Origin of the sequence: Actinotalea sp. C106, from assembly GCF_023630195.1 — a bacterium.
In the GTDB taxonomy this organism is placed as follows: domain Bacteria; phylum Actinomycetota; class Actinomycetes; order Actinomycetales; family Cellulomonadaceae; genus Actinotalea.
Genome location: NZ_JALPKN010000070.1, coordinates 1 through 12,690 on the forward strand (window position 1 = coordinate 1; position 12,690 = coordinate 12,690).

Below are 12,690 nucleotides of genomic sequence, written 5' to 3' on the forward strand. Positions count from 1 at the left end.
CTCCCTCCCGCACATCTCGGTGGCGGGGGCCGTGGCCACCGCGACCCACGGCTCGGGGGACGCCCGGCGCAACCTCGCAGCCGCCGTCGTCGGGCTCGAGGTCGTCGCGGCGGACGGCGGGCTGGTGCACCTCGGCCCGCAGGACGACGACCTCGCGGGGGCCGTGGTCTCCCTCGGCGCCCTGGGCATGGTGACCGCCGTGGCCCTCGAGATCGAGCCGACCTTCGAGGTCGTCCAGGAGGTGCGGACCGCCGTCCCGTGGGACGCGGTGCTCAGGGCCTTCGACCAGGTGACCGCGAGCGCCGACAGCGTGAGCCTGTTCACCCGGTGGGAGGGCGAGGTCGTCGACCAGCTGTGGCGCAAGAGCCGGGTCGGGCGGCCCGAGGGGGCCTGGGCCCCTGGACCGGTGCTCGAGGCCGGGACCGTCGCTGCCGAGAACCTGCACCCGCTGGGTCTGGACGCCCGCAGCACCACCGAGCAGCTCGGCCGCCCCGGCCCCTGGCACGAGAGGCTGCCGCACTTCCGGATGGCCTTCACGCCCAGCAACGGCGCCGAGCTCCAGTCGGAGTACCTCGTGCCACGCGAGCACGGACCGGCGGCGATCGAGGCCCTGCGGGGGCTCAGCCACCTGATCTCGCCCCTGCTGCTGGTCAGCGAGGTACGCACCATCGCCCAGGACGAGCTCTGGCTCTCGACCGCCTACCAGCAGGACAGCGTGGGCCTGCACTTCACCTGGAAGCCGCTGCAGCCCGAGGTCGAGGCGTTGCTGCCGCGGATCGAGCGGGAGCTGGCGCCGTTCGGGGCGCGCCCGCACTGGGGCAAGCTCTTCAGCGCGACCGAGGCCGGGGCGCCGGGGCGTCTGGCCGAGCTGTACCCGCGGCTCGGGCAGTTCCGCGAGCTCGCGGCGAGGTTCGACCCCGAGGGGCTGTTCCACAACGACTACCTGCGTCGGCACGGGCTGGTCTCGCCGGTATGAGGACGCTGGGGGCCGCTCCGGGGCCGTCAGCCGAGGGCTCCTCGGCACGGGCCGGACGTGCGAGAGGCGGGCCCGGTGCTCCAGGCCCGCCTCTGCTCCCGCGGCTCAGGGCCGCGGCGTGCTGCGCCCCGGCTCAGCGGGTGGTGCCCCGGATGTCGACCACGAAGACGAGGGTGTCGGTGCCGCCGATGCCCGCCTGGGGCATGCCGCGCTCGCCGTAGCCCAGGTGCGGCGGGATCGACAGCAGGACCCGCGAGCCGACCTGCTGGCCGACCAGGCCCTCGTCCCAGCCACCGATCACGGCACCGGTGCCGATCGGGAAGGTGATGGACGAGCCGCGGTCGTAGGAGTTGTCGAACATGCGACCGCCCCACACCTGCCCGTAGTAGTCGACCTCGATGTCGTCGCCGGCCTCGACGATCTCGCCCTCGCCGCGCGAGAGCACCTGGACCGCGAGGTCCTGGGAAGCAGGGGTGTCGGGGAAGGTCAGGACGGGCTTGTCGCCGAAGGACCCCGACGCGGTGGGCAGGGGCGGCAGGTTCTCGGTCATGGCAGGCCTCTCGTTCGGGTCGGACGGCGGCCGCGGCTGCGCGGCACCGCCGTCCATCGTGCCCGATCCGGGCGCGGGTGGCCCACCGGGCGACTGGTGACGTGACCTGGCGCGGGTAGTGCTCGCCCCTCAGCCCCGCGCCGGCACCCCTCGGACGGCGGCGACGGCCTCGGACCAGAGGGCTTCGAGGCTGACCGCACCGTCCAGGCGCACCCAGGCGTCGGACGCCGTGTCGAGGCAGGCGAGCACGCACGCGACGATCGCCGCCGCGCGGTGCTCGGTTCGAGGGGCATCCTCGCCGTCGACCACCCGCAGGCGACGCGCGACCTCGGGGACGAGCAGGCGCTGCCACGCCAGGTGCTTCTCGAGGTGGCGGGCACGCAACGACGGCTCGTCGTGCAGCAGGCGGGCGATGCCCAGTGCGGACTCCTCGGTGGAGCCGGTGGCGGCCGCCATCGCCCGCAGCGCGGCGGCGAGTGACTCCCACGGGTCCTCGTCGACCGGTCGCTCGAGGAGACCCTCCAGCACCAGCCGTCCACGGTCGACGAGGTCACCGACGACGACGTCCTCCTTGGTGGCGAAGTAGCGGAAGAAGGACCGTCGGGAGATCCCGGCCGCCTCGGCGATCTGGTCGACCGTGGTGGCCTCGAACCCCTGGGTGAGGAAGAGGTCGAGGGCTGCGGCGGCGATCTCCCGGTGCACCGCGCGTCGGGTGCGCTCGCGAAGCCCCGGTGGTCGTCCCTCTGATTCCACGTGTCGAGTCTATCGATCCGGGTTCACGATGTTGACTATGGCACTGCGTGCCACTTGTGGCGTAGGTTGCCACCATGACGCGCATCGACTTCTCCCACCAGACCACCCTCGTGACCGGTGCGAGCTCAGGGATCGGCGCAGCCCTCGCCGCGCAGCTCGCCGCACGGGGGTCCACCCTCGTCCTGGTCGCCCGTCGCGAGGACCGCCTCCGTGAGCTCGCGACCAGGCTGCACGACGCCCACGGCGTGAGGGTCGAGACCATCGCCCTCAACCTCGCCCGGCCTCACCCCGGACGAACGCTGGTCGAGGAGCTCAGCCGTCGCGGGCTGCGCGTCACCAGCCTGGTCAACAACGCGGGGGTCGGCATCGACGGCGCCTTCCACGACCAGGACCCCGAGCGGCTCCAGGCCCTGCTCGCGCTCAACGTCACCGCCCTCGTCGACGTCACGCGGGCACTGATCGACGACCTGACGGCCGCCGGCACCGGGATGCTGGTCAACGTCACCAGCAGCGCCGCCTACCAGCCGATCCCCGGGATGGCGGTCTACGCAGCGAGCAAGACCTTCGTGCTCAACCTGACCGAGGCCCTCTGGTGGGAGACGCAGCACACCGGCCTGCGGACCCTGGCCTTCGCGCCCACGCTCACGCGCACGGAGTTCTTCGACGAGATCGGCGTCGAGCAGTACCCCGGCAGCTTCCAGACGCCCGAGGAGGCCGCCACCGCGTTGCTGCACGCCGCGGACCGACGCCGCCCCGGACCGAGCGTCACGTCGCGGCGTCGCGACACCGTCACGGCGGCCCTCGTGCGAATGCTCCCGCGGCGTGCTGCGGTGATCGGCACAGCCCGGGCCGCAGGGTCCGCACGCCTCATGGGGCGCCGGCCCGCACCGCCCGCCAGCGCCGGTGTGGCCCCGGGGCGGTAGTCCTCAGACGCGCTCGCGCAGCCAGCGCAGCTGGGCCTCGACCTGGTGGGCCTGGCCGCCCTCGTGCTGGTTGAAGGGGTACGTCAGGATCTCGGTGGTCGGCCGGGTGCCGGGGACGGCCGCGCCAGGACCCTGCGCCGTCGTCGGAGCTGTGCCGTAGTGGTTGTACGCCGCGTACACGGTGGACGGCGGGCAGGTCTGGTCCATCAGGGCCACGGAGAACAGGGCCGGGGCCGTCGCGCGACGGGCGAAGTTCACGGCGTCGAGGTAGGACCACGTGCGGAAGACCGTCTCGACCGCGTGGCGGTGCACGGACAGGTACTGGGTGATCTCGCCGTAGGGCAGGGCGTCGGTGATCTCGACCGCCCGGCGCACGTGGCACAGGAAGGGGACGTCCGGCATGACGGCCACGAGGTCGGGCACCAGGCCGCTCACCGCGAGGGTCACCCCGCCGCCCTGGCTGATGCCCGCGATCGCGACCCGTGCCGGGTCGACCCCGGGCAGCTCTCGTGCGGCGTCGACCGCTCGGACGGCGTCGGTGTAGAGGCGCCGGTAGTAGTGCTCGACCGGGTCCTCGACGCCGCGGGTCATGACGCCGCGGGCCGCGGGGCCGCTGCCGCCCGGGTCCTGCGTGGCGCCGCCCGCCCCCCAGGTGCTGCCCTGCCCTCGGGTGTCCATCACCAGGTGCGCGTAGCCTGCCGCGGCCCAGGTGAGTCGCTCGTGGGGCAGCCCTCGGCCTCCGCCGTACCCGAGGTACTCCACGACGACCGGGAGGTCCTCCTCGACCCCCGCAGGTCGGGTGAGCCAGCCCTTGACCGGGTGCCCGCCGAACCCGGCGAAGGTCACGTCGAACGCCTCGACGACGGTCAGCGGGGTGTCGACCGGGACGACCTCGAGGGCCAGGTCGTGGCTGCGGGCCTCGGCGAGGGTCAGCTCCCAGAAGGCGTCGAAGTCCTCGGGCTCGGCGACGTCGGGGCGGTAGTCACGGAGCTGGTCGAGCGGGAGGTCGAACAGGGCCACAGGAGCTTCTCCTCATCGAGATCGGACGGTCTCAGGTCTCGTGTCAGACGCTGGGGGCACCAGGGGTATCCCAGGTTCTGACACGAGATATGCGATGGGCGGGTGGGGGACGCCGAGGGTCAGCGGGCGAGGTAGCCGAGCAGGTCGTGGCGGGTGAGGACGCCGACGGGGTCCCCGTCCTCGACGACCACCAAGGCGTCGGCGTCGTGCAGGGCCTCGCGGGCGGCCTCGATGCTCTCCCCCGAGCCGATCAGGGGCAGCGGCGCGGCCATGTGCTGGGCGACCGGGTCGGTCAGGGCGCTCTGGTCGTGGAAGACGGCGTCGAGCAGGGCGCGCTCGGCCACGGCCCCGGCGATCTCCCCCGACTTCACGGGCGGCTCGGCCGTCAGGACCGGCAGCTGGGAGACGCCGTACCGACGCAGGATCTCGATCGCGTCGTGCACGGTCTCCGCCGGGTGGGTGTGCACCAGGGCGGGCAAGGAACCGGTCTTGGTCCGCAGCAGGTCCCCGACCACGGCGCCGCCGTCCTCGCGCAGGAACCCGTAGGACCGCATCCAGGCGTCGGAGAAGATCTTGGACAGGTACCCGCGACCGCCGTCGGGCAGGAGCACCACGATGACGGCCTGCGCGGCCGCAGCAGGGTCCTCCTCCTCGAGGCGCCGGGCCAGGCGCAGCGCGGCCTCGACGGCCATCCCGCAGGAGCCGCCGACCAGCAGCCCCTCCTCGCGGGCGAGGCGGCGGGTCATCGAGAAGGAGTCCGCGTCGTTCACGGCGATGATCTCGTCCGGGACGGTGGGGTCGTAGGCCCCGGGCCAGAAGTCCTCACCGACCCCCTCGACGAGGTATGGACGACCGTCGCCCCCGGAGTACACCGAGCCGGCAGGGTCCGCCCCGACCACACGGACGCGACCGCCCTGGTCCTCGGGGCGGTCCGAGCTCACGTCCTTGAGGTAGCGGCCGGTGCCGGTGATGGTTCCGCCGGTGCCGACGCCGGTGACGAAGTGCGTGAGGCGGCCGTCGGTGTCGGTCCAGATCTCCGGGCCGGTGCTCTCGTAGTGCGAGGCGGGGCCGTTGAGGTTGAAGTACTGGTTGGGCTTCCAGCCGCCCTCGATCTCGCCCGCGAGCCGGTCGGAGACCGAGTAGTAGGAGTCCGGGTGGTCGGGGGCGACGGCGGTCGGGGTCACGACGACCTCGGCCCCGTAGGCGGTGAGGACGTCGCGCTTGTCCTGCGAGACCTTGTCCGGGCACACGAACACGCAGCGGTAGCCCTTGCGCTGGGCCACCAGGGCCAGGCCGACGCCGGTGTTGCCGCTGGTCGGCTCGACGATGGTGCCCCCGGGCCGGAGCTCCCCCGAGGCCTCGGCGGCCTCGACCATCTTGAGGGCGATGCGGTCCTTGACCGAGCCGCCGGGGTTCAGGTACTCGACCTTGGCGAGGATCGTGGCCGCGAGCCCCTCGGCGACCCGGGTCAGCCGCACCAGGGGGGTGCCCCCGACGAGGTCGGAGATGTGCTCGGCGTACTTCACGGTGACGGACTCCCTGGAGCTGGGCGACGGCGCGGTGCGGCAGGACCACTGGGCGGCTGGGCGGTGAAGCAGCTGGGCGACCGGCCGGGCCGTGCACGCACCGGGGCCGGACGCAGGACCGCCCGGGTGCGATCATCGCACCCGGGCGGTTCTCCGTGCTGGGGGTCTCGACCCGCGAGCCGAGGCCGTGAGACCTGCTACTCGCGGTTGAACATCGCGAGCAGGCGCAGGATCTCGAGGTAGAGCCACACCAGGGTCACGATGAGGCCGAAGGCCGCCGACCAGGCGAACTTGGCCGGGACGCCCTGCTCGACCCCGCGCTTGATCGCGTCGAAGTCCATGATCAGCGAGGCGGCCGCGAGGCCGACCGCGAAGAGGCCGACGGCGACGCCCATCCAGCCGTTGCGCAGCGGGCCGAAGCCCTCGCTCGCGACGAAGAAGGACAGCCCGAAGTTCAGCAGCGAGAAGACGAGGTAGCCACCCATGGCGATGAGCAGCCAGCGCGTGAACTTGGGCGTGACCCGGACCTTCCCGGACCGGTAGAGGAAGAGCGCGACGCCGAAGGTCGCGAAGGTGCCGAGGATCGCCTGCAGCACGATCGGCTGGACCTGCTGGCCGTCCCAGGTCATCTGCTGGAAGAGGAAGCTGATCCCACCGAGGAACACGCCCTGCGCGACCGTGTACGCGATGATCAGGGCCGGGCTGGGCTCCTTCTTGAAGGCGTTGATCAGGCCCAGCACGAGGCCCACGATCATGCCGACGAAGAAGAGCCCGGGGGCGACGAAGTACGTCACGGCCGCGACGGCGACGAGCAGCGCGAGCAGGCCGCCGGTCTTGATGATGACGTCGTCGTAGGTGAGGCGGCCCGTGTCCCGCGAGGTGGCGGTCGGAGCGCCGTACATCTGCTCGAGGCTGCCGGCCTCCTGACCGGGCATCGTGGCGGTCCCGGCGCCCGAGGCCGCGAACGGGCCTCGCTGCTGGGCGGCACCGCGACCGCGGCGGTTCTCGCCGAAGATCGCGCTGCTGGTGAAGACGGGGTTGGTCACTGTGCCTCCTGGTCGCGGCGGCCACCCGTCGCGGGTGGCTCGAGATGTCGCTGGCCGGTACTCATCCTAGGCAACGTCCGGGGGGCCGTGGGCGTTCCCGTCCACAGCCCCCCGGATCAGCTCACCTCACCAGGGCCACGGGAACGGCCACCACGGGGGCTTGGGCGGCAGCGGCGGGGTCACCAGGACCCGCTGGGAGTCGGCCAGGTCACCGTCGCTCCCGACGACCTCGTACACGCCGACCTTGGTGCCGCGCGGCACCGTGAGGGTCGCCGCGCCCGAGCCGTCCGCCCCGACGGCGACAACCCCCAGGGCGACGGGCGTCCGGCGTCGGGCCTCGAGGGTCACCTCGACCTCCGAACCCGGCAGGTAGCCGCTGAGCTGGACCTCGAGGGACCGCCCCGCCGGGACGAGCCACCGGTCCAGGTCGAGCTGCGGGTCGGCCGCCGGGGGCGGGGGCTCCTCCTCGGCCTCGACCAGCTGGGCGACTCCCCAGCGCGCGGTGCTCTGGTAGCCGAGCCCGGTCGGGTCGGCCCAGGTCCGGACCGCGGTGCGAGCGCCGTCGGTCGCGTCGTTGACCTGCACGTCGAGCCCGTGGAACGTCCCGGGGCCGCCGTCCTCGAGGAGGCTGATCGCGGCCTCGACCACGTACCCGCCCTCGACCGTGCTCGTTGCGCTCTCCAGCCGGTTGGCCTGGAACGTCTCGTCGCCGGTGCCGAAGGACACCACGTTGTCGACGTTGATCCGGATCTGGGTGTCGTCGTAGCGGTAGGGCCCGTTCCGGTAGGCACCGGCGTCGAGGAAGATCTCGACCGAGTCCTGGACCCACGGGTCCGAGCCCGAGACGTCCAGCTGGGCGTCGGTGACCTCGGCGAGCACGTAGAGCGTCGCCCCGTCCCCGGACCACAGCGTGCGGACCTCGGCGGTCGCGCCACCGGTGCCCTCGATCTGCGTGTCGGTGGTGACGGCCTCGGCCAGGGCCCAGGCCTCGTCGACCGTGCCGTCGATGGTCGGGGCCGCGGGGGCCTCGACCACCTCGGTGAAGGACAGCGGCTCGACCAGGGTCAGCGTGCCGAGCTCCCCCGGGGTGTTCCAGCCGGTGACCTGATCCCCGTCGGTGACCTGCAGGTCGAAGGCCACCGAGTCGCCCTGGGCGGCGCCGTCGAGGGGCAGGTGGGCGACAGCCACCCAGCCCTCGTCCGTCTCGGTCACCACCGCGTCCACCTCTCCCGAGCCGTCCCGCGGCAGGGTGAGGGTCTGGTCCCCGACCACGAACGTCACCGCGTCGCCGGACTCGGGCGTCGTGTCCGCCACCTCGAGGTAGACGGTGAGGTGGTCGGACTCCCAGCGGGTCTGGAACCGGGCGACGTCACCGACCTGGTGCAGCGGCAGCCGCTCCCACACGGGTGAGGCGGCGGCGCCGTCGTCGAGGGGTACCGAACCGGCGAAGGTCAGCTCGGCCTGCACCCGGGCGGGGAGCTCGCCGTCGGCCGCGCCGTAGAAGGCCGGCTTGGCCTGGAGCTGCCCGTCGAAGAGCAGCGGCTCCTGGGCGCTGCGCCAGCTCCGCGGGTCCGTCAGTCCCCACACGGTGACCGAGTAGAGCTGGTCGGCGTAGTCGCGGAACACGCGGAAGGCGTCGCGGTAGTAGTACCCCTGCTCGACGACGTTCGCCGCCGTGACCGGGGTGCCGAGGGTGACGTCGAGCTCGGTGACGACCTGCTGGAGGCCTAGGCCGCTGAACCGCTCGAGGGCTGCCTCGAGGGCCGAGACCGGGGTCGAGAGGCTCGTGTGGAACTGGTGGCCCACGCCGTCGATCGGCACGCCCCGCGCGATCAGCCGCTCGACGAGGGCGAGGTAGCGCTGCTGCTTGCCCGACTGCTCGGTGTTGTAGTCGTTGATGAACAGGGTGACGGGGCGGTCGGCCGACGGGTCGGCGTACACCTCGTTGAAGGCCTCGTCGGCGTACTCGAAGGCCAGGTCCACGAACTCCTCGCCGAGGATCCGGTACCACTCGCTGCGCCGCATGCCGTCGTCGTGCTCGCCGCTGTCGGAGATCACCTCGTTGACCACGTCCCAGGCCACCAGGGGGTTCTCCTCGCTGCCGTAGAGGCCGTAGCCCCCGCCGGTGCTCAGTGCCTCGGCGACCGCGAAGATGTGCTCGCGCATGCGGTCCCGCATGAGCTGCTGGTCAGCCTCGCTCGTGGTGAGCGGTGCACCCTGGTCGTCTTGGAAGAACCAGTCCGGCGTCTGGCTGTGCCACACCAGGACGTGGCCGTAGACGCGCAGGTCCTCGGTGCGCGCGAAGTCCATCAGCGCGGTGGCCTCGGGGTGGGTGCGGAACGTGGTGCCGTCGTACCAGGCCTCGACCTTCATGTGGTTCTCGGCCGTGATCTGGTTGAAGTGCCGCGTGGTGAGGTCGGCGGCGGCACCCTGGGTCTCGCGGCGGTCGATCGCCACGCCGAGGGGCACGTCGAGCGTGTCCTGGAGCGGGGCGAGGTCCTGGATCTCGGGCTCGTCGAGGGAGCGGATCCGGACGTCGTCGACCAGGAAGTCCCCGGCGCCGCCGGTGTTGTAGCTCGTCTCGAAGTAGACGACCGCCGAGTCCGCGGCCGGCATCGTGTAGGTCACGGTGACCTGCTGCCACTCCTGCGAACCGACCTCGGGGAACTGCCCGACGGTGTCGAAGGAGGTCGCGGTCCCCGCGGTGCGCTCGAGGCTGAGCCACAGGTCGTCGGCGCTCTCCCCCGCGGCCATCTTGACCCACGCGCTGAGCTCGTAGGTCACGCCCTCCTCGAAGACCTCGGTCACGTCGTAGCCGAGCCCGTCCCCCTGGGAGGTGCGGTCGCTCACCCGTGCGGACTGGGCGCCCGCGTAGGCCTCGTCGGTGGTCACCTCGACCGTCGGGTCGCCGTCCGCATCGCCGCGCGGCTGCCAGCCCTGGAGGCCGCTCTCGAAGTCGAAGAGCAGATCGACGGGGTCGCCCGGCTCACCCGGCTCACCGGGGCCGGTCTCGGTCGCGGTGATGATCAGGTCGTCGATGAGATAGGCGTACGGGCCGTCGGCATCCGCGCTGCCCAGGTAGACCTGGGTCTCGGCCGGGTCGACGTCGGCCGGGAGGGTGTAGGTGCCGGTCAGCTCGGTCCACCCGTCGGCGCCCACGGTCGCGTTGGCGACCCAGGTGTAGGCGGGCTTGACGACGAACCGGAGGTCGGTCGACCCCTCCGCCCCCTCGGGGAGCCGGGCGCGCATCGAGAAGGTGTAGTCGACGCCGGGCTCGAGCAGACCGGTCGGGGACTGGATGCCCTCGTAGTCGGCGGCGCGCGTGATGCTCAGCGCCGTGCCCTCGTCGGCGTCGACGTACTCGAGGGTCGGGTCGCCGCTGGTGGTCCACGGCTCGATGGACTCGTCGTCGAAGTCCAGGGAGACCACCGTGGTGGCCTCGGGCGGGTCGGTGGGTGCTGGGGTGTGGTCGTCGGCGGCGGCTGGCGGGGCCATGAGCCCCGCCGCTGCGACAAGCACCGCTGCACCGATAGTTTCGAACAAACGCGGTCGTCTCATGGTCGCCCCTTTGCGATGGTGTGAGACCCGGTGGTCGTTCGTCACGGTAGACATGACCGAGGGTGCGCGGCAATGTTTCGCGACGGATTAGAAAGTTTCGTGCGGGAGGTGCTGGTCAACTCGCCGCACGACCAAGGATGGGTGCCCTCGGCGGGGCTCGAACCCGCACTGGGCCGGGTTTAAGCCGGCTGCCTCTGCCATTTGGGCTACGAGGGCGCGCCGCCCATCCTGCCAGCGGACCTGTGGGGCGGGCGCCGTCGTCGGGCCTGCTCCGTGAGACGCAGGAGCCCGGCGCCCGACCCCCTCTCGAGGGGCGGGACGCCGGGCTGTCAGGCGGCGGTCAGGACGCTGCCGTCGCGACCTTCTCGGCCTGCGGGGCCTTGTCGGCGGGCTTCTGCGCCGCCTTGGGGCGGGGGGCTGCCGAGGCGTCGCGGAAGTCGGCGCGCGGGTCGTGCAGGCGGCCCAGTGCCACGAGCTCGCGGCGGAACAGGAGCGCGAGGGTCCAGTCCAGGACGATGCGCACCTTGCGGTTGAAGGTCGGCATCTGCGCCATGTGGTACGTCCGGTGCATGAACCAGGCGGGCCAGCCGCGGAGCTTGATCCCGTAGACCTGCGCGACGCCCTTGCCCAGTCCCAGCGAGGCCACGGTGCCGACGTGCTTGTGCTCGTAGTCGGTGGGCTCGGCGCTGCGCAGGAACCGACCCAGGTTGTCGCCGAGGTGGCGGGCCTGGCGCACCGCGTGCTGGGCGCTGGGCGAGCAGTAGGAGCCGGGGTTGGCGAGGTCCGGGACGGCCGCGCAGTCCCCCGCCGTCCAGGCGCCCTCGACGACGGTGCCGTCCTCGTGGGCGACCTGCAGGGTGGGCAGGGCGTTGAGGCGGCCCATCTTGTCCAGCGGCAGGTCCGAGTCGTTGAGCACCGGGTTGGCCTTGACGCCCGCGGTCCACACGATGGTGGCCGAGTCGAACTCGACCCCCGTCGAGGTGACGACGTGCCCGTCGACGCAGGAGCTGAGGAAGGTCGACAGGTGCACCTCGATGTTGCGCTTGCGCAGCTGCTCGAGGGCGTACCCGCCCATCTCGTCGCCGAGCTCGGGCAGGATGCGCGCCGAGCCCTCGATCATGACGAAGCGCAGGTCCTCGGGGCTGATGCTGTCGTAGTACCCGACCGCGGCCCGGGCCATGTCCTCGACCTCGGCGATCGCCTCGATCCCCGCGAACCCGCCACCGACGAAGGTGAAGGTCAGGAGCCGACGTCGGGCCTCGGGGTCCCAGGTCGAGGCCGCGGTGTCGAGCTTGTTGAGGACGTCGTTGCGCAGGGCGATGGCCTCCTCGACCTGCTTGAAGCCGATGGCCTGCTCCGCGAGCCCGGGGATGGGCAGCGTGCGGGCCACCGAGCCCAGCGCGACGACGAGGTGGTCGTAGGTGATGTCGTAGGGCTGGCCCTCGGTCGGGGTGATCGTCACCGTGCGGTCCGCGTGGCGGATCTCGGTCACGCGACCGGTCAGGGTGTCGACACCCTTGAGCTCGCGCCGGTGGGAGACGACGACGTGGCGCGGCTCGAGGGCACCGGCAGCCGCCTCGGGCAGGAAGGGCTGGTAGGTCATGTACGAGCGCGGGTCGACGACGACGATCGCCGCCTCACGCTTGCCGAGCCGACGTCGCAGGCGCAGCGCCGTGTAGAAGCCGACGTAGCCACCGCCGAGGATCACCACGCGCGGGACCTTGCGTTCCTTGGCGGGCCGCGCCTCGGTGGTCACCGCGGGGGCCTCGGGGGTCTGTGCACTCATGGTTTCCACGGTAGGTGCCTGTGAAATCGTTCACAAGCCCGCGCTCGGCCCGTGGACGTGACCTCCCGCACACCCGCCCCGGTATCGCGCCCTCTCGCGTCAGGGGTGGGCGAGAGAGAGGGCCTGGACGAGGAGGGCGTCGAGCATGGCCTCGGTCAGGCGGCCGGTCTGGGTGTTCTGCTGGGAGACGTGGTAGCAGCCGAGCAGGTGGACCGGCGCGCCGTCGGGCCTGGTGAGCACCGCGGTCGCGCCGTGACCGAAGCGCGGCGCGGGACGCGGGACCTGCCAACCCATCCCCCGCACGACGGCGAGGGCCGCCTGCCAGCCGAAGCCGCCGAGCGCGAGCATGACCCGCAGGTCCGGCAGCAGCTCGATCTCCCGACGCAGCCACGGGGCGCAGGTGTCCCGCTCGGTGGGGGTCGGCTTGTTCGCCGGTGGGGCGCACCGGACGGCCGCCGCCATCCGGACGCCGCGGAGCGTGAGTCCGTCGGCGGCGTCCACGCTCTCGGCCTGGGAGCCGACGCCCGCGCGGTGCAGGGCCGCGAAGAGCCA

10 protein-coding genes and 1 tRNA gene are annotated in these 12,690 nt (G+C 72.4%); 2 read left to right on the forward strand and 9 right to left on the reverse strand.

The window, feature by feature from the left end; all coding sequences use genetic code 11:
• Positions 1-976 (forward strand): D-arabinono-1,4-lactone oxidase (locus L0B03_RS06905; RefSeq protein ID WP_250445054.1); only part of this gene is annotated, 976 nt, incomplete at its 5' end.
• Positions 977-1,109: 133 nt separating this feature from the next.
• Here L0B03_RS06905 and L0B03_RS06910 read toward each other — a convergent pair.
• Both L0B03_RS06910 and L0B03_RS19560 read right to left on the reverse strand, forming a co-directional pair.
• The gene (locus L0B03_RS06910) at positions 1,110-1,526 is read right to left on the reverse strand and encodes an FKBP-type peptidyl-prolyl cis-trans isomerase (RefSeq protein WP_250445056.1); all 417 of its coding nucleotides are present in this window, start codon (positions 1,524-1,526) and stop codon (positions 1,110-1,112) included.
• Between the two features lie 129 nt (positions 1,527-1,655).
• On the reverse strand, positions 1,656-2,279 hold the full coding sequence (locus tag L0B03_RS19560) for a TetR/AcrR family transcriptional regulator (RefSeq protein WP_250445057.1): 624 nt from the start codon (positions 2,277-2,279) through the stop codon (positions 1,656-1,658).
• 74 nt (positions 2,280-2,353) lie between these two features.
• Here L0B03_RS19560 and L0B03_RS06920 point away from each other — a divergent pair, with 74 nt between their 5' ends.
• Positions 2,354-3,202 (forward strand): SDR family oxidoreductase, encoded by an 849-nt coding sequence (locus L0B03_RS06920; protein ID WP_250445058.1) that lies wholly within the window; start codon positions 2,354-2,356, stop codon positions 3,200-3,202.
• Positions 3,203-3,205: 3 nt separating this feature from the next.
• Here L0B03_RS06920 and L0B03_RS06925 read toward each other — a convergent pair whose 3' ends face one another.
• From L0B03_RS06925 to L0B03_RS06955, 7 genes are all read right to left on the reverse strand, one after another.
• Entirely contained in the window at positions 3,206-4,222 is a 1,017-nt protein-coding gene (locus L0B03_RS06925; RefSeq protein WP_250445059.1) for an acetylxylan esterase, read from the reverse strand.
• A gap of 119 nt (positions 4,223-4,341) precedes the next feature.
• The gene (locus tag L0B03_RS06930; protein WP_250445060.1) at positions 4,342-5,748 is read right to left on the reverse strand and encodes a cystathionine beta-synthase; all 1,407 of its coding nucleotides are present in this window, start codon (positions 5,746-5,748) and stop codon (positions 4,342-4,344) included.
• A gap of 197 nt (positions 5,749-5,945) precedes the next feature.
• Positions 5,946-6,794 (reverse strand): Bax inhibitor-1/YccA family protein, encoded by an 849-nt coding sequence (locus L0B03_RS06935; protein ID WP_250445061.1) that lies wholly within the window; start codon positions 6,792-6,794, stop codon positions 5,946-5,948.
• 126 nt (positions 6,795-6,920) lie between these two features.
• On the reverse strand, positions 6,921-10,313 hold the full coding sequence (locus L0B03_RS06940) for an endo-1,4-beta-xylanase (RefSeq protein ID WP_250445062.1): 3,393 nt from the start codon (positions 10,311-10,313) through the stop codon (positions 6,921-6,923).
• Between the two features lie 181 nt (positions 10,314-10,494).
• Positions 10,495-10,568 (reverse strand) — tRNA-Leu (locus tag L0B03_RS06945).
• 124 nt (positions 10,569-10,692) lie between these two features.
• A complete protein-coding gene (locus L0B03_RS06950) occupies positions 10,693-12,138 on the reverse strand; it encodes an NAD(P)/FAD-dependent oxidoreductase (RefSeq protein WP_250445063.1) in 1,446 nt (481 codons plus the stop codon).
• 99 nt (positions 12,139-12,237) lie between these two features.
• Positions 12,238-12,690: uracil-DNA glycosylase family protein (locus L0B03_RS06955; RefSeq protein ID WP_284501480.1), on the reverse strand; the 453-nt coding region annotated here is incomplete at its 5' end.